Origin of the sequence: Microbacterium deferens (assembly GCF_045517775.1) — a bacterium.
Taxonomy (GTDB): domain Bacteria; phylum Actinomycetota; class Actinomycetes; order Actinomycetales; family Microbacteriaceae; genus Microbacterium.
Genome location: NZ_JBEUWT010000001.1, coordinates 1,217,965 through 1,234,329 on the forward strand (window position 1 = coordinate 1,217,965; position 16,365 = coordinate 1,234,329).

Consider the following 16,365-nt stretch of genomic DNA (forward strand, 5'->3'; position numbering starts at 1 on the left):
CTCCTCGCGCACGAAGACGCACTCCCGAAAGAGTGGAGGGTTTCGGTGGGATGTTCTCCTGCCCGCGGCCTAGCTCACTTTCGTGTCGCTATGCACTGCCCTGGCAGTGACCGGCGGCACACAGAGCGACCACCGGAGTGTGGAACTGGATTAGTCTACGTGCCGCCCGGGCGTGTCGCAAACCCGGGCGTGTCGCGACAGGCGATATGCAGCGCTCCCCCAGCCTCGCACACACCGAGGGTGCCCCTTTCGGCCGAGGGCGCCCGAAATTGCGGCCTCGAATGGCGGATTCGGGCACTCTCGGCGTCAGTCGAGCACGTCGTGGGAGCGCAGGAACGCCGCGAAGGCCGTCAGCGAGGCCAGGCGCTCCCATCCCCAGCGGACGGGCAGCCACCCGGTGGCCTCCGTGACCGCGGACTCTCGAGCGCGCTGATCGCGCAACGTCTCGCGGATGCTGCGGCCACCGGTCATTCCGGGATCGACGTACTTCCCGTCACCGTCGAACTCGCCGAACCGCCGCCGCCTCGGCCACGCGAAGTCGGGGTAGGCCCGCCGCCCATCCCGCACGCGCACCTCGGTCTGCAGCACCGGTGCCTCCGCCCTCACGCGGTGCATCCACAGCCTGCTGACGCTCTCTCCCGGCAGCTGCGCGCGCCCGTCGGCGAAGGCGATGACGAAACGCGCCTGGCGGATGCCGCGGGCCGGGCCCGCCGCATCCGCCATCGTCTCCAGGCTCTCGCGCAGGGCCTCGGCCGCATCGTCGTCGTAGCGCCCGGGCCCCCTCCAGGCCACCGCCCGGAGGCCGCCGTCCACCGCCGCGAGCGCTGTCTCCACGCGCGTCAGACGGGCGACGTCGAAGAGGGTGCGCGCGAGAGAGGTGACCACGAGTCCGTGCCGCTCAGCGAGGTCGTCGCCGATCGCCAGCGCGTGCCGCACGACGTCGCCGCGGCTCTTGTGCCCGGCGCCCCGCTGCGCGACGTGGACACGGTCGTCACCGACCCGCAGGAGCGGCAGCCCCCACGCGGCGGCGGCGGTCGTCGCCACGAAGACGGGCGCATGCGTCGCACGCGCGGCAACGGCATGGGCCCGGAGGAGGATCCTCTGCTCGGGAGGCGCCGCCTCCCACGCGTCGGGGTCGACGTACGCCCCCGACCGCAGGCGCGCCAGAGTGCCCGCGCGCATCTGCGCCCTGACGGCGCCGGCGGTTCCGACGCGGGCGAGATCGGCGGTGCGAATGAGGGGTCCATCGGCGCGCATCCCCCGAGGATGCCCCCGCCCGCGCTCCCCCGGCCCCTCGATCGCGCGACCCCGCGTCATCCGCTCAGCGCCCCGCCCTGGGGAGGAGAGGACGCCAGACGTCGAAAGTGCCCGTTCCCGCCGGGGGTGCCCGTCTCAACGGGCACGTTCGGCAGAAACGGGCACTTTCGGTGCGGCGCTACTGGTTGCCGATGTTCTTGTCGACGTTGGCGCGGACCTCGTCGATCTTCCCGTGGTGCTGCTCGGGAGCGACCTTCTTGATCGCGTCGGCGGCGCCGTCGAGGAACTTGTCGCTGACGTCTTCGGCCTTCTCGCTCTTGAGGGCCTCCTCGATCTTGTCGCGGTTCTGCTCGAACATCTGCTTGCCCTTGTTGATGATGTCGTCGACTCCCATGGTGGGACCTCCTCGTGATCGGGATCCTCATTCTCGGACGCCGCCTCCCTGCCCTGCAAGGGCTGGCGCGCGAACGAGAAAGCCCCCCGGATCCTGATGGACCCGGGGGGCTGCTCGTTCGCTCGCGGGGCGAGCGGAGGTGTTACTTGAGGATCTTCGTGACCGTGCCGGCGCCGACGGTGCGGCCACCCTCACGGATCGCGTAGCCGAGGCCCTCTTCCATGGCGATGGGCTGGATCAGCTCGACCGTCATGTCGGTGGTGTCGCCGGGCATGACCATCTCGGTGCCCTCGGGCAGCGTGATGACGCCGGTGACGTCGGTGGTGCGGAAGTAGAACTGCGGGCGGTAGTTCGTGAAGAACGGGTTGTGACGGCCGCCCTCTTCCTTCGACAGGATGTAGGCGGTGCCCTCGAACCCGGTGTGCGGCGTAACCGAACCCGGCTTCACGACGACCTGGCCACGCTCGACGTCGTCACGCTTGGTGCCGCGCAGGAGCAGACCACAGTTCTCGCCGGCCCAGGCCTCGTCGAGCTGCTTGTGGAACATCTCGATACCGGTGACGATCGTCTTCTGCGTCGGACGGATGCCGACGATCTCGACCTCGGAGTTGATCGCCAGCGTGCCACGCTCGGCGCGGCCGGTGACGACGGTTCCACGACCGGTGATCGTGAAGACGTCCTCGACGGGCATGAGGAACGGCTTGTCCTTGTCACGCACCGGGTCGGGGATGGACGCGTCGACGGCTTCCATGAGCTCGACGATCTTCTCGACCCACTCGGCGTCGCCCTCGAGAGCCTTGAGGCCCGAGACGCGGACGACGGGGGCGTTGTCGCCGTCGAAGTCCTGGCTCGAGAGCAGCTCGCGAACCTCGAGCTCGACGAGCTCCAGGATCTCCTCGTCGTCGACCATGTCGGACTTGTTCAGCGCGACGAGCAGGTAGGGGACGCCGACCTGCTTGGCGAGCAGAACGTGCTCACGGGTCTGAGCCATCGGGCCGTCGGTGGCGGCGACCACGAGGATCGCGCCGTCCATCTGGGCAGCACCGGTGATCATGTTCTTGATGTAGTCAGCGTGGCCCGGCGCATCGACGTGGGCGTAGTGACGCTTGGGGGTCTCGTACTCGACGTGCGAGATGTTGATCGTGATACCACGCTGACGCTCTTCCGGCGCCGAGTCGATCGACGCGAAGTCACGCTGAACGTTGGTGGCCGACGGGTACTTGTCGGCGAGCACCTTCGAGATGGCAGCGGTGAGCGTGGTCTTGCCGTGGTCGACGTGACCGATCGTTCCGATGTTCACGTGCGGCTTGGTCCGCTCGAACTTGGCCTTAGCCACTGGGTCCTCCTCAGGACGGTCATGTGTAGAGGGTCCGGGCACTGGTTTGCGACCGGTTCTCTACGGGGATGGTTCTCAGCTTAGTAGAGGTGTGATGTGAAGTTGTGGGGTGGATGCTGCCGGCCCCTCACCGGGGCGCGGCACCGGCAGCATCCGGAGGGCGGAGTTACTCGCCCTTGGTCTTCTGGACGATCTCGTCGGCCACCGCGCGCGGCACCTCGGCGTAGCTGTCGAACTCCATGGAGTAGACGGCACGGCCGGAGGTCTTCGAGCGCAGGTCGCCGATGTAGCCGAACATCTCCGAGAGGGGGACGTTCGCCTTGACGACCTTGACGCCCTGGGCATCTTCCATCGACTGGATCTGGCCACGACGCGAGTTGAGGTCGCCGATGACGTCACCCATGTACTCCTCGGGAGTACGCACCTCGACGCCCATGATGGGCTCGAGGATGATGGGGTTCGCCTTGCGGACGGCTTCCTTGAATCCCATGGAGCCGGCGATCTTGAACGCCATTTCCGAGGAGTCGACGTCGTGCGACGCACCGTCGAGCAGGATGGCTTTGACGCCGACCATGGGGTAGCCGGCAAGCACGCCGACGTTCATGGCGTCCTGGAAACCCTGGTCGGTGGGGCCGATGTACTCGCGCGGGATGCGGCCACCGCTGACCTTGTTCTCGAACTCGTACGTCTTGTCGGCCGTGACCTCGAGCGGCTCGATCGCGAACTGGATCTTCGCGAACTGACCCGAACCACCGGTCTGCTTCTTGTGCGTGTAGTCGTGACGCTCGACGGCCTTCTTGATCGTCTCGCGGTAGGCCACCTGGGGCTTTCCGACGTTCGCCTCGACGCGGAACTCGCGCTTCATGCGGTCGACCAGGATGTCGAGGTGGAGCTCGCCCATGCCCTTGATGACGGTCTGACCGGTGTCGGAGTTCTGCTCGACGCGGAACGTCGGGTCCTCCTCCGCGAGCTTCTGGATCGCGAGACCCAGCTTCTCCTGGTCGGCCTTGGTCTTGGGCTCGATGGCGACCTCGATGACCGGCTCGGGGAACGTCATCGACTCGAGCACGACCTGGTGCTGCGAGTCGGAGAGCGTGTCGCCCGTGGTCGTGTCCTTGAGGCCGATGACCGCGTAGATGTGACCCGCGGTGACCGAGTCGACCGGGTTCTCCTTGTTCGCGTACATCTGGAAGATCTTCCCGATGCGCTCCTTCTTGGACTTGGTCGAGTTGACGACCTGTCCGCCGGAGTCGAGGTGACCGGAGTAGACGCGGATGTAGGTGAGACGACCGAAGAACGGGTGCGTCACGATCTTGAACGCGAGGGCCGTGAACGGCTCTTCGCGGTCGGCGTGACGCTCGATGACGATCTCTTCGTCCTTCGGGTCGTGGGCCTCGATGGCCGGCACGTCGAGGGGCGACGGGAGGTAGTCGACGACCGCGTCGAGCATGGGCTGCACGCCGCGGTTCTTGAACGCCGAACCGCACAGGACCGGGTAGACCTCGGACGCGATGGTGAGCTTGCGGATCGCGGCCTTGACCTCGGCCACGGTCAGCTCCTCGCCGCCGAAGTGCTTCTCGAGAAGCTCCTCGTCCGACTCGGCGACGGTCTCGAGCAGCAGCTCGCGGTACTCGGCGGCCTTGTCGGCGAGGTCGGCCGGGATCTCCTGGATCTCGTACTTCGCTCCCATGGTGACGTCACCCTTGGAGTCGCCGGGCCAGACCAGGGCGCGCATCTCGACGAGGTCGATGACGCCGACGAAGTCGTTCTCCGCGCCGATGGGGAGCTGGATGACGAGCGGCTTGGCCTTCAGCTTGTTGACGATCGTGTCGACGGTGAAGTAGAAGTCGGCGCCCAGCTTGTCCATCTTGTTGACGAAGCAGATGCGGGGGACGTCGTACTTGTCGGCCTGACGCCACACGGTCTCGGACTGGGGCTCGACGCCCTCCTTGCCGTCGAAGACGGCGACGGCGCCGTCGAGGACGCGGAGCGAGCGCTCCACCTCGACGGTGAAGTCGACGTGACCGGGGGTGTCGATGATGTTGATCTGGTTCTTGTCCCAGAAGCAGGTGACGGCGGCCGACGTGATCGTGATGCCGCGTTCCTGCTCCTGCTCCATCCAGTCGGTGGTCGAGGCGCCATCGTGCGTCTCGCCGATCTTGTGGTTGACGCCCGTGTAGAAGAGGATGCGCTCGGTCGTCGTCGTCTTGCCGGCATCGATGTGCGCCATGATGCCGATGTTGCGGACCTTGGTGAGGTCGGTGAGCACGTCTTGTGCCACGGGCGGGGTTCCTAACTTGTGGAGAGGGACATTCCGTCGACCTCCGGGCCCTTCGACAGGCTCGGGACCCGGAGGTCGACGTTCAGGCGTATTACCAGCGGTAGTGCGCGAAGGCGCGGTTCGACTCGGCCATCTTGTGGGTGTCTTCGCGGCGCTTGACCGCGGCACCGAGGCCGTTCGAGGCGTCGAGGATCTCGTTCTGGAGACGCTCGATCATGGTCTTCTCGCGGCGGGCCTTCGCGTAGCTCACGAGCCAGCGCAGGGCCAGCGTGTTCGCACGGTGGGGCTTCACTTCGATCGGCACCTGGTAGGTGGAGCCACCGACGCGGCGGCTCTTGACCTCGAGGGTGGGGCGCACGTTGTCGAGCGCCTTCTTGAGGGTGGCGACGGCGTCCTGGCTGTTCTTCGCCTCGACGCCCTTGAGGGCGGTGTAGACGATCGATTCCGCGATCGACTTCTTGCCGTCGACGAGGATCTTGTTGACCAGCTGGCTGACGATCGGAGCACCGTAGACCGGGTCGTTGACGACCGGACGCTTGGTGACGGGACCTTTACGAGGCATCTGACTCAGCCCTTCTTCGCGCCGTAGCGGCTGCGAGCCTGCTTACGGTTCTTGACGGCCTGGGTGTCGAGTGCACCGCGGACGATCTTGTAGCGGACACCGGGGAGGTCTTTCACACGACCGCCGCGGACGAGCACGAGCGAGTGCTCCTGCAGGTTGTGGCCCTCGCCGGGGATGTAGGCGGTGACCTCGGTGCCGTTGCGGAGCTTCACACGGGCAACCTTGCGCATGGCCGAGTTCGGCTTCTTCGGGGTCGTCGTGTAGACGCGGGTGCAGACACCGGCCTGCTGGGGGTTCGACTTCAGGGCGGGAGCCTTGGTCTTGGTGACCTTCGGCGAGCGTCCCTTGCGAACCAACTGCTGAATAGTTGGCACGTTCTCTCCTTGTTGTGCTGCACGGTGACAGCGGGTGTGTCTCCCCCGCAGCATCCGGATCTTTCGATTCATGACGTTGCGGGCTCACATAGACCCACCGAGCGGCAGAATGATCTGACGCTTCTCGTGGTGGATATGCCGTGGGGGTGACCTGTTCGCAGGCCCATCCCTGAGATGGTGCGACCAACGCTCCTGCGAGACACCGGGGGCACGACGCAGGGCGCGCGTGAGCGCACACCCGCCCAATCATACGCCCCCGGGAGGGGTGCGGGCAAACGACACCGGATGCCGCGCATCCTCGAGGCGGGGAAGCTGCGTCAGTCTTCGACGTCGGTCCACCGGAAGGTGCTCAGGATGACGTCGCCGGTCTCGAGCAGCAGTTCCGTGAGCCTGGTCGGGGTGAGGGCGTCGTCCGACAGCGCGGGCTGCGTGTCGTCGGCGGCCAGGACGGTGTGGACGAAATGGAGCCCGCGGCGTTCGGATGCATCGACGCCCACCGGAACGACGTAGTGCTGCGCACGCGTGCGGATCGCGGGCTCTTCCGTGCCGCGCCGATCGCTGTGATCGTTCGCCCACCGCCACATCGGGGTCGCCGTGAAGTCCGGCTGGACGACCTCGGCACCTCGGGCGGCACGAGCGACCGCACCGGCCCACGAGACGTCGCTCGGACGCACGAAGGGCGCCACCGTCAGCACGGCCGGCTGGGGATCGCCGTCGAGGGTCGGCGGGAGGTATGCCTCGAACACGTGGGTCGACCGCAGGGATCGTCGCAGCTGCGACAGCATCCCCCGCATCTGCAGCACGAGATCCGGCCGACCGGCCTCCTTCAGGCGCTCGACCGCCGTCTCGCCGAAGACGTCGGTGAGGACCTCGGCGGGAACCCTCCGCCATCCCGCCGGGGCCAGGAGGCGGTAGGGCGCGGGCCGGGGCGGAGCGGCTCGGCGGCCGATGAGTTCTTCGCGCAAAGTCATCGATCCGTCTCTCGTCCGCGGGGTTCCGCCATACTGCGGAACAGCGCCTCGACGTCGGCTTCCCGGTCGGCGATCGCCGCGGGGTCGTGGTCGTTCGTGACCAGGTAGCAGACCCACTCGGGCGTGACGCCCAGCCATTCGAGCCGCGGCAGTACCGCGGGCTCGGCGTCGTCCTCTGAACGCAGCACGAGCGGGAGGCTGTGACGGCGTGCCGCGGAGATGAACCCGTCGATCGAGAAGACCTCCACGACCGGATCGAGCGCCGTGAAGCCCGGATCGGGGAGCAGATCCTCCGCATCCGTACCGTCGGGTTCGCGACTCTGGACGTAGACGTCGGCGAATCCGGTCGGGATCGACGCGATCGGATAGTGCCAGAACCGGGCCCACACGTGAGCGGCGGGGAACAGGGCGACCGCGCGTGCGCCGGAGCGCACGAGGGGCGCGACGGTCTCGGCGTCCGGCCGACCGCTCGTGGCCGATTCCGCGAGCCAGTCGGCCCACTCCTCGGCGTCGCGCCACGGGGTATCCGCGTAGTCCAGAGGCACCCGTATCCAGCGATCGTTGTCGAAGATCACCTCTACGGCGCTCATCCGGCGTCTCCTCTCCAGACCACCGACGGATTCTTCCGACGGAGGCGACGTGCGTCGCCGCCGCGGATGATGCCCTCGCGCTCCAGCACCTCGATCGCGGTGCCGTACGAGCGGTCGGCGACCGACCGCTCGGCGGGCGCGAGTTTCGTGGGCAGAGAAGCCCACCACTCGTCGATGGGGTCGTCGCCGCCGGCGCTGACTCCCCATTCGTCCTTCGCCGCCACGGCGGGGTCGAGCAGCGCGACACGGTCGCGACGACGCGCCACGATCGCGAGCCCCGCCATACCCACGACCGACAGCCCGAGGAGAACGAATCCGGCGATCGGAGCCTGGGGCTCGAAGCGGTCGACGTCGTCCCCGTTGAGCACCATGTAGACGAACACCGCCGCCCACACCACGGCGAGCACGACGAACAGGCGCCAGGCGCCCCGCGTGTGGGCACCGAGCAGGAGGGTGTCGCGTCGGCCCCGTTCGAGAGCGACGAAGATCGCGAACGCGGCGACCGCGCACAGGCCCACCCAGAGAGCAGCGGTGTCGACCCCGAGCGCGGGGCGGCCGTTGCGCGGGGACGGCAGAACGAGGCCGGCCACGAGGAGTCCCAGGAGCAGAGCGACGACGGTGACGGTGTCGCGCACGCCCCACGTCGGACGCGAAGGTCTCGCCGGCGCCGGACCTGCACGACGAACGACGCTGTCGTAGTCGCCGCGCAGGCGGGGCACCGCCACGAGGAGGGCTGCACGCGACGCCTCGACGACGGCGTCCAGGCGTGTGCGGCGACGCAAATCCGGGATGCGGTCCTTCAGCTCGGCGACGACACCCGTGGTCATGTCGGACACGTCACCTCGCCACAGGGTTGACGTCGAGACCGGGGATGTCGGAGACGGTCGGGATGTCGGGTCCCCCGAACGCGCTCACACCGCTGCTCACCGACTGCTCGATGCCGTTGAAGAAGTTCAGCACGTTGGATCCCTGCGTGAGAGTACCGGGGGCGCCGACGCTCGCGAGCCAGTTGTTCGCCGCGACACGCGGCACCCCGCCCGGGCGCGGCCACGCGGTGAGCATGTTCTCCGACATGCTCAACGCCTGGCCGTCGAGACGACCACCGCCCGACCGGATGGCGTTCCAGGCACCCTGACCCCAGTTGCCGACCGAGGTGCGCAGGAAGTCGTCCGCGATACCCCCGGCAGCGGCCTGTCGAGCCGCCTGTCCCCCGCCCGAGCCGCCCCATCCGCGGATCGTGCGCACACCGTCTTCGACGGCGTTGCGACCCGCTGTGATGGTGGTCCGCGACGCGGTGCCGAGACCGGCTGCCGGTCCGAGCGCACGGAAGAAGGTGGATCCGCCGCGCATCGCCTTGACGACGCCCCCGGCGAACGGGATCACCGCGATGGTGTCGAAGATCAGGTCGCCCATCGTCACGCGTTTGGACCCGGCCAGCATCATGCCGAGATGGATGGCGAGGGTGGCGATAGCCGCCACGGTGGCGATGACGAGGAGCACCGCCGCGATGGGAGCGGCGACGAAGATCGCCACGACGATGGCGATCGTGCCGATCACCGTCAGCGCCTGGGCGATGAAATCGAAGGCGTCTTCCCACGGGTTGTCGTCGATCCCCGACGCGCTGTACGCGGTCTCCAGATCGTTGACGGCCTTCTCGTAGGCCTCTTCCCACACCGAATAGCCCGACTCGAAGGTCTCCCAGAGGCCCTCGAGTTCGCTCTCGGCGGTGTTCGCTGCGCTCCCCGTGCTCGAGACGGCCTGGTCGGCGGTGGCGAGCTGAGCATCGGTGGCGTCGTCCTGCCACGGCCAGGGGTTGCGGAGGTCGTCCGCGGTGCTCTCGGCCTCCTCGCGGGCGGCAACGGCTTCGTTGCGCGCGGCGATGGCGGCGACGATGTCGTCGACGAGCGGGTTGACGGTGCGCGTGCGCGCATCGCGGAGCGCGGAGGCGTATGCGACCAGTACCGGCCCGGAGCTCGTGTAGCGATCGGCGACCTTCGTCAGCTGGTCGGCGAGCTCGCCGGCCTGTTCACGGATCGCGTCGAGCCCCTCGGCTTTGTAGCGCGTCTCCGACGAGAGCTTCTGCAGCTCGTCCGAGGTCCACTGCATGCGCTCGCCCATGCGGGTGTATTCGTTCCCGGCGGTGTCGATGTCGTAGGGGTCGCCCTCGAGTTCCTCGAGCCGGTAGCCGCGATTCGGTGAGTAGGTCATTCGGGGTCACTCGCCAATTCCACATCGAGTTCGCCGATGGTGTCGACGAAGTCCTTCAGGTGCTGGTAGACGGTGTCGAGGTCTTCCGAGAGCTGCTCGCGGTTGCCGTCCCACCCGCTCTGGAACTCTTCGACCTTGCTGCGCAGTTCTGACCGCCCAGAGGGTCGTCCCACAGCATCCGCCACGGTATCGGTGTTCTTCCCGAGATCGGCGAACTCGGTCTTGAACGAGTCCAACCGGCCCACCATCAGCTCGAGATCCCCGAGATCGACGTCCATCCCGTCGTTGGCCATGCGGTCTCCTCCTCGTCGTCGCCGGAACCGTCGCGCACACGACTTTCACCCCGGGTCGTCCTCGTGGAGAACGGCCCGGGGTGAAAGGACGTCAGTTGCCCGCGAGCGCCTGGTCGGTGTCCTTGATCGCCTGCATCATCTTGCGCAGCGACTCGCCCATGTCGGAGATGCCCTCGATGGCCTTCTCCAGACCGGTCGTCAGCTCGGTGTACCCCTCACCGAACTTGCCGGAAGCGTGCTGGGTCTTGAAGTCGTCTCCCAGAAGCCGGTCGACGTCGTCCTTCAGACGACGGAGGACGTCGCCGATCTCTTCGCGGCCCGAATCGAGCTTGCCCGACATCGACTCCATCTCGCCGTAGGACGCCTTGAAATCCGCCATCATGCACCTTTTCGTTGAGGAGAAAGGGGCCGGAACCCCTGAACGACCACCACCCTAATCGAACCTCTTCGCGGCCTCCGACAGGCCTTCCCGCCGGCCAAGAGGTTGTGGTATCGCGCCTCAGGCGGTCACGAGCGGAAGCTGAACGGTCACCATGCGGCCGTTCTCGACGAACAACCCGCGGCCCGGCGGGAACTCGTGACGCTGCACCTTCGGGAACGGCACTTTGAACAACGAGTCGCCGTCGTAGGTCTCGGGCCGCAGCGCGATGCCGTGGCGCCCCGCCTTGAGTTCCCCGATCAGACCGAACCCGCTGGTGAGCTGGGCGACGTCGCCGTCGGCGACGAGGAAGTGGTCGCTGCGGTTGATCGCCTGGAACAACTCCTTGAGCGGGCGCTCGGCGTCGGTGTCGCTGAATTCGGTGATGTTCTCCACCACGACCATGAGCCGCTGGGTGAGGGTGTCGTCGATGACGACGTCCTTGAGCTCCTTGGCGAGCGCGCGCACGTCCTCCGGGCTGCTGGCCGTCCTCGTCCACGGCCGGAAGGAGCGCAGTGCCGCACGGCGTCCGCCGACGTGGAACAGTGCCACCTCGGGGTCGAGGCGCTCCACCGCTCTGACGAGGCCCCGCAGCGCCGTGGTCTTGCCGCTCTGCGGCGGCCCCGCCACGACGAAGGTTCCGATCGGCTCGAACGCCCGAGGACCCAGGGTGTCATCGCCGATCCCGAGAACGGGGAGCCCGTCGATCCGGTCGGGCAGGCTCGACGCCTCGAGCTCGGTCGGAAGTGCGCCGATGTTCTCGGCCTCGATGGCTCCGGCTGCTCGAAGCCTCGCGCTGAACGCCTCGGCGGCGGCGTTCTGCTCGGCCACGTTCGTGGTGCCCCCGATGACCGCGATCTGCGTCTCGACACCGTCGACGATCGCGCGCCCGGGAGCGCTGCGCTCATTGAGCACGTCCTTCGGCACCCCGAGGATCGAGTACGCGCCGTCGTCGGCCATGCGCAGGACGATGCGCTTGGTCACGTTCGCGCTCACGGCCGTGGGGACACTCCCGTAGCGATCGGCCGTGGCGACGACGTGCACGCCCAGCGGCCGCCCCTCACCCAGCACGCGCATGAAGATCGCGTAGTACGGCGCGCGCGCCGAGACCGTCTCCCAATCCTGCTTGAACGTGCCGAACCCGTCGAGGAGGATGACGATCCGCGGCTCGTCGGGCTTGTCTGCCAGAACCCTGTACTCGGTGAGCGTCGACGCGTTCACCGCGGAGAACCGTCGTGAACGGTCGTCGAGGATCGAACGGACGGTGCGCAGCAGCCGCTGCACGCGCTCGGAGTCGTCGCCCGAGACGATCGCGCCGACGTGCGGCATAGTCTCGATCGAGCGGAGCGAGCCGGTACCGAAGTCGATGCCGTACACCGCCACCCGGCCGAGGTCGGGGCGCGCACCCGCGGCGATGCCGATCGAGCGCAATGCCACGCTCTTGCCCGACCCGCTGGTTCCGTAGACGAGCATGTGGCCGTCGGTGTCGGGCTCGAAGAAGACCGCCGTCTGCAGCTGCTGCTGCGGGATGTCGGCGAGTCCGAGAGGGATGCGCGCATCTCCGTCGAGCGGCAGGTCGCGCAGGTCGATCGTGCCCGCCAGATCGTCGAGCCAGGGCCGCCTCGGCTTCGGCAGGCCGGCCTCCTCGGCCGAGGCCACCAGGTTCGCCACGAGGCGCTTCTGGTCGTTCGGGCCGAGATCGTCGTCGTGCGCGTCAGATCCGTCATCGTCGCGCTCGGACTCCCAGAGCGTCACCGATCCGAAGCGGAGCTCCGCGACCCGCACCTGAGCACGGTCGGGCTCCTGCGTCGTCCATCCGCCCGCATAGGCCGCCTGGAACGGCACGAGCCGGCCCGGGCCGGTCTTGGCGATCCCGCGGCCGGGGATGGAGGGGTCGAAAGTGGATGCGACGGCATCGCCGACGACGTCGTTCGAGTCCGAGGCATCCGCCATCCGGAGCGCGACGCGCAGGTTGGTGTTCGCGCGCAGGTTGTCTTTGATGACACCGGCGGGGCGCTGCGTGGCCATGATCAGGTGGATGCCGAGGGAACGACCGCGCTGGGCGATGTCGACGACACCGTCGACGAACTCCGGCACCTCGGTGGCGAGGGCGGCGAACTCGTCGATGACGATGACGAGCGCGGGCGGCGTCTCGGGATCCTGCCGCTTCTCGAGCTCGAGCAGGTCCTTCGCCTTCTTGCGGTTGAACAGGTGCTCGCGGTGGTGCAGCTCCGCTCGCAGGCTCGTCAGGGCGCGTCGCACGAGGTGCGGGCTCAGGTCGGTGACGAGCCCCACCGTGTGGGGCAGGTCGACGCAGTCGGCGAAGGCGGAGCCGCCCTTGTAGTCGACGTACAGGAACGTCACCCGGTCGGGGCTGTACTCGGCCGCCATTCCCAGCACCCAGGTCTGCAGGAACTCGCTCTTGCCCGAGCCGGTCGTTCCGCCCACCAGCGCGTGAGGACCCTGGGTGCGCAGGTCGAGCGACATCGCGTCGGGGCTCCCCTGCCCCATGAACGCCTTGAGGGTCCCGGCGCGCTTCAGGCGCGGCCGGGGCGTGCGCGACCGGTCGATGATCGAGTTGTTCTGCCGCCACCGTTCGATCACGGCCGAGGTCTCGGCGGCTCGATCGGCGCCGATGATGCGCAGGAGCGACACGCTGTGGGGCAGGTCCGACGAGTCGGGCGCGACCGAACTGGAGTCGACGACGGGCGCGAGCCGCTTGGCGAAGTGCTCGGCGTACTCGCGCGAGACGCCCTCGACGCTGACCCCCTCGGCCCGCTCACCGGCGCGCACCCAGCCGACCACGGCGTCGTCGAGGCCGTTCGTGACATCGACGAACGTGCGGCAGGCGGCCGGGAGCGACTCGACGGTGGGGGCGACGAAGATCGTGTAGACCCCCGCATCCGGTCCACGCTCGATCAGCTGGGTGAGACGGGCGCGGTCGACGGGCGCGTCGTTGGTGGCGATGAGGATCAGCGAGACGTCGCCGCCCTTCGCGGGGCTGTGTGCCCGCTCGCCGACGCTCTTGCCGAGCTCCATCGACGTGTCCTGCGGGGCGAGCGGTCCCCGCTGCTCGGTGGAGCCGGTGAGGCGCTCGAGAACGGCGCCCTCGAGGGCGTTGAGCAGCACGGTCGCCGCGGAGGGGCTGTCGGCGAGCGCGATCTCGGCGAACGGAGACTGGGGGCTCGTGGTGTGCGGCAGCCACTTCATCCACTCGACGTCGGGCGTCCAGGCGGGGTCGACGATCGCCGCGGTGATGACCTCGTTGGGCGCGTGGAGGCCGAACAGCTGCACGCCGATCCCGCGGAGCACGTCGGCGACCTCGCCGCGTCCTCCGGCGATGCCGATCGCGCCCGCCGACGGGAGGAGTTCCACGAGGGGCACGTCGGAGATGTGCTCGAACCGCGACCGGAGGGCGTTCACCCGGTCGGAGTATTCCGCGATGCCGCGCTGGTCGCTCGCCTCCTGCACGGTGTTGCGACTGCGACCGGTGCCCGACCCGAGTCGCACCGAGAGGAAGTTCCAGTGCTCGGGGCGTCGGGTCCACATCAGCGGGCCGAGTTTCATGGACTGCTCGAAGACGGTGGCCGTCGGAGGAGCCTCCTCTCGGCGGCGTTCGCGCTCGACCACCTCCTCGGCGAGCAGGGCGTCTTCGAGCTCGTCGATCTGCGTCTCGAACGTGTCGATCTCCAGACGGAGCTTCTTGCCCTGCTGCGTGCGCTGCCCGATGAAGTTGCCGAGCATCATCAGCGGCGCCATGAAGACGATCAGCAGCGACGTCGGGCGCTGGGTCACGGCGAACAGGGCGAGGCCCAGGAGCACGGGGGCTGCGACCATCGGCCACGGGAAGATGCGGGGGTCGGCCTCGGCCGGGATGATCGGGTGCCGGTGCTCGCGCCCGGCATAGCGCTTCTCGACGCGGGGCGAGCGGTTGAACAGCAGAGACCCGCCCTGCTCGAAGATGCGCGTCTCCTCGGCATCGCCCTCGTTCGCCGTGCGGACGAATCGCACGTCGGTGCCGCCGATCGTGATGATCTGGCCGGGTCGCACACGCACGCGGGAGACGAGACCGCCGTCGATGACGAGCCCGTTGGCGGAGTTGAGATCGATGACCTCGATCTCCTTGTCGACCTCGACGCGCGCGTGGCGCTTGGAGACCATCGGGTCGCGCAGCACCACGTGAGCCGGCTCGACCCGCCCGATGATCGAGGTGCCGTGGGCGAGCGGCACGACGCGCCCCGCTTCGGCGCCGCTGAGGATCTGCATCACGGCGGCGGTGGCGCCGCTGGACGCATAGGCGTCGGCGGTCGCTGCGACCACCGCGGCATCGAAGCCCGAGCCGAGGGGCGCGTCGGCGACGAGCGCCGTCGGATCCATCTGCGCGGGCTCCTCGCCGGGAGGGGCGACGAGCAGCGTGGGCGTGACCGACGCCGGGATGCGACTGCTGTCGGCGAGCGATCGGGCCACGTCTTCGACGGTCGCGGTGGCGTCGGCGGTGACGATGACGTCGACGGGCGCCGCGGCCTCTCGGCGGAGGGCGAGTTTGATCTTCATGCCTGGGGACCCCCTCGACGAACCTGGAACATGCGGCCACCCAGGCGCACGACGACGCCCGCCTCGAGGCCGACGCGCGACCCCGGGGTGAGCGGGGTCTCGGCGCCATCCGCCCCGACGATCGTCGTCCCGTTGCTCGAGTTGCGGTCGATGACCCACACCCCGCCCGCATCGAGACCGAACGCCAGGTGCGTCTTGGACAGCAATTTGTCGGGGTCTTCCAAGGCCAGCAGCACCTCGGCGGTCTGACCGGGTGCGGCCTCGGGCTGGCGGCCGATCAGGCCGTACTCCGGCACGCGGACGCTCGAGCCGTCCTCGAAGACGAGCACGTGCTCGATCCGCGGCGCGGCGGTGATCAGTCCCGCAGCCTCGTCCTCGACGGGGTGCGGAGCCCACGGTCCGCCCGAGACACCGACGACGCCGGCCCTCGAGCGACGCTCGGCGAGCATCGGCGGCTCGCCGGATCCGTTCGACGCGAGCGACGGCAGCCCCTCCGACACCTCCCGCAGCGGCATCTCGAGCTCGCGGATCGTGCGGCGCAGCGCCCGCGCGTCGGCCGGGTCGAGCCCCGCGCGCGCGTCGATCAGCCAGCATCCCGCGACACGATCGAGGATGCTGCGCCCGCGGCCTTCACGATCCCACAGCCCCGACGCGAACATCACGGCCGGGCCGACGACCGGCACGATCCCGCTGGCGCACAGGACGAGGGCGCGGAGCACGATGCGCCAGAAGCCGGGGCGCCCGAGATCGACGACGGAGACCGAGCGCAGCCGCATCGCAGCCTTGCCGGCGGTCACGCCACGACGCCCATGGAGCACGAGCTGGACGAGTCCGAACAGGGCCGGCAGCACCGAACCGGCGATCACGAGGACGATCGGGCCCCACGAGACGTCTCCCCCGAGGAGGAAGGCACCGCCGATGCCGGCGGGGACGGCCAGCAGCGACCAGATCAGGACGTCGATCGCGAACGCCCACGCCCGCACTCCGGGGCGCGCGGCGACGATGCCGAGTCTCGTCGCGGACTCCGGGTCGCCACCGATCGAATCCGACGGGGTGTGATCCCGCGTCTCACCGGCTCCGCTCATCGGTCCCCCTCGCAGAAAGCTCGACTGGTAAACCTATCGCAG

At 68.6% G+C, this 16,365-nt stretch carries 14 protein-coding genes; all 14 read right to left on the reverse strand.

What is annotated here, in order from left to right:
- Positions 1 to 306: 306 nt before the first annotated feature.
- The 14 genes from ABTU82_RS05875 to ABTU82_RS05940 all read right to left on the reverse strand — a co-directional run bounded on the left by ABTU82_RS05875 (position 307) and on the right by ABTU82_RS05940 (position 16,323).
- Positions 307 to 1,257, reverse strand: coding sequence for a hypothetical protein (locus ABTU82_RS05875; protein ID WP_407172309.1), 951 nt, complete (start codon positions 1,255 to 1,257; stop codon positions 307 to 309).
- A 178-nt stretch (positions 1,258 to 1,435) separates the two neighbouring features.
- Positions 1,436 to 1,651, reverse strand: coding sequence for an Rv0909 family putative TA system antitoxin (locus ABTU82_RS05880; protein WP_121148509.1), 216 nt, complete (start codon positions 1,649 to 1,651; stop codon positions 1,436 to 1,438).
- A 142-nt stretch (positions 1,652 to 1,793) separates the two neighbouring features.
- Positions 1,794 to 2,987, reverse strand: coding sequence for an elongation factor Tu (gene tuf, locus ABTU82_RS05885; RefSeq protein ID WP_116648285.1), 1,194 nt, complete (start codon positions 2,985 to 2,987; stop codon positions 1,794 to 1,796).
- Between the two features lie 166 nt (positions 2,988 to 3,153).
- Complete coding sequence (gene fusA / locus ABTU82_RS05890; RefSeq protein WP_116648284.1) at positions 3,154 to 5,268, reverse strand: elongation factor G; 2,115 nt, start codon at positions 5,266 to 5,268, stop codon at positions 3,154 to 3,156.
- Between the two features lie 91 nt (positions 5,269 to 5,359).
- Positions 5,360 to 5,830, reverse strand: coding sequence for a 30S ribosomal protein S7 (gene rpsG, locus ABTU82_RS05895; protein ID WP_116648283.1), 471 nt, complete (start codon positions 5,828 to 5,830; stop codon positions 5,360 to 5,362).
- Between the two features lie 5 nt (positions 5,831 to 5,835).
- Positions 5,836 to 6,204 carry a 30S ribosomal protein S12 gene (gene rpsL, locus ABTU82_RS05900; RefSeq protein WP_017201609.1) on the reverse strand — a complete coding sequence of 123 codons (369 nt, stop codon included), beginning with the start codon at positions 6,202 to 6,204 and terminating at the stop codon, positions 5,836 to 5,838.
- Between the two features lie 317 nt (positions 6,205 to 6,521).
- Positions 6,522 to 7,175, reverse strand: a complete 654-nt coding sequence (locus tag ABTU82_RS05905) for a hypothetical protein (RefSeq protein WP_133241762.1) — start codon at positions 7,173 to 7,175, stop codon at positions 6,522 to 6,524.
- Positions 7,172 to 7,765, reverse strand: a complete 594-nt coding sequence (locus ABTU82_RS05910; protein ID WP_407172312.1) for a hypothetical protein — start codon at positions 7,763 to 7,765, stop codon at positions 7,172 to 7,174. The genes ABTU82_RS05905 and ABTU82_RS05910 overlap by 4 nt, the downstream gene beginning before the upstream one ends.
- A complete protein-coding gene (locus ABTU82_RS05915) occupies positions 7,762 to 8,592 on the reverse strand; it encodes a hypothetical protein (RefSeq protein ID WP_407172314.1) in 831 nt (276 codons plus the stop codon). The genes ABTU82_RS05910 and ABTU82_RS05915 overlap by 4 nt, the downstream gene beginning before the upstream one ends.
- 10 nt (positions 8,593 to 8,602) lie before the next feature.
- Positions 8,603 to 9,973, reverse strand: coding sequence for a hypothetical protein (locus ABTU82_RS05920; RefSeq protein WP_407172315.1), 1,371 nt, complete (start codon positions 9,971 to 9,973; stop codon positions 8,603 to 8,605).
- Positions 9,970 to 10,266: a hypothetical protein gene (locus tag ABTU82_RS05925; protein ID WP_116648278.1), complete on the reverse strand. Its 297-nt coding sequence runs from the start codon at positions 10,264 to 10,266 to the stop codon at positions 9,970 to 9,972. The genes ABTU82_RS05920 and ABTU82_RS05925 overlap by 4 nt, the downstream gene beginning before the upstream one ends.
- A gap of 91 nt (positions 10,267 to 10,357) precedes the next feature.
- Complete coding sequence (locus ABTU82_RS05930; protein ID WP_116648381.1) at positions 10,358 to 10,645, reverse strand: WXG100 family type VII secretion target; 288 nt, start codon at positions 10,643 to 10,645, stop codon at positions 10,358 to 10,360.
- Positions 10,646 to 10,765: 120 nt separating this feature from the next.
- A complete protein-coding gene (locus ABTU82_RS05935; RefSeq protein WP_116648277.1) occupies positions 10,766 to 15,238 on the reverse strand; it encodes an FtsK/SpoIIIE domain-containing protein in 4,473 nt (1,490 codons plus the stop codon).
- The gene (locus ABTU82_RS05940; RefSeq protein ID WP_407172317.1) at positions 15,235 to 16,323 is read right to left on the reverse strand and encodes an RDD family protein; all 1,089 of its coding nucleotides are present in this window, start codon (positions 16,321 to 16,323) and stop codon (positions 15,235 to 15,237) included. The genes ABTU82_RS05935 and ABTU82_RS05940 overlap by 4 nt, the downstream gene beginning before the upstream one ends.
- Positions 16,324 to 16,365: the final 42 nt, after the last annotated feature.

Excerpts from the sequence above, each read along its gene's own strand:
- ABTU82_RS05875 (WP_407172309.1), bottom strand. The coding sequence starts at position 1,257 with ATGCGCGCCGATGGACCCCTCATTCGCACCGCCGATCTCGCCCGCGTC.
- ABTU82_RS05880 (WP_121148509.1), bottom strand. The coding sequence starts at position 1,651 with ATGGGAGTCGACGACATCATCAACAAGGGCAAGCAGATGTTCGAGCAG.
- rpsG (WP_116648283.1), bottom strand. The coding sequence starts at position 5,830 with ATGCCTCGTAAAGGTCCCGTCACCAAGCGTCCGGTCGTCAACGACCCG.
- ABTU82_RS05905 (WP_133241762.1), bottom strand. The coding sequence starts at position 7,175 with ATGACTTTGCGCGAAGAACTCATCGGCCGCCGAGCCGCTCCGCCCCGG.
- ABTU82_RS05910 (WP_407172312.1), bottom strand. The coding sequence starts at position 7,765 with ATGAGCGCCGTAGAGGTGATCTTCGACAACGATCGCTGGATACGGGTG.
- ABTU82_RS05915 (WP_407172314.1), bottom strand. The coding sequence starts at position 8,592 with ATGACCACGGGTGTCGTCGCCGAGCTGAAGGACCGCATCCCGGATTTG.
- ABTU82_RS05920 (WP_407172315.1), bottom strand. The coding sequence starts at position 9,973 with ATGACCTACTCACCGAATCGCGGCTACCGGCTCGAGGAACTCGAGGGC.
- ABTU82_RS05925 (WP_116648278.1), bottom strand. The coding sequence starts at position 10,266 with ATGGCCAACGACGGGATGGACGTCGATCTCGGGGATCTCGAGCTGATG.
- ABTU82_RS05930 (WP_116648381.1), bottom strand. The coding sequence starts at position 10,645 with ATGGCGGATTTCAAGGCGTCCTACGGCGAGATGGAGTCGATGTCGGGC.
- ABTU82_RS05935 (WP_116648277.1), bottom strand. The coding sequence starts at position 15,238 with ATGAAGATCAAACTCGCCCTCCGCCGAGAGGCCGCGGCGCCCGTCGAC.
- ABTU82_RS05940 (WP_407172317.1), bottom strand. The coding sequence starts at position 16,323 with ATGAGCGGAGCCGGTGAGACGCGGGATCACACCCCGTCGGATTCGATC.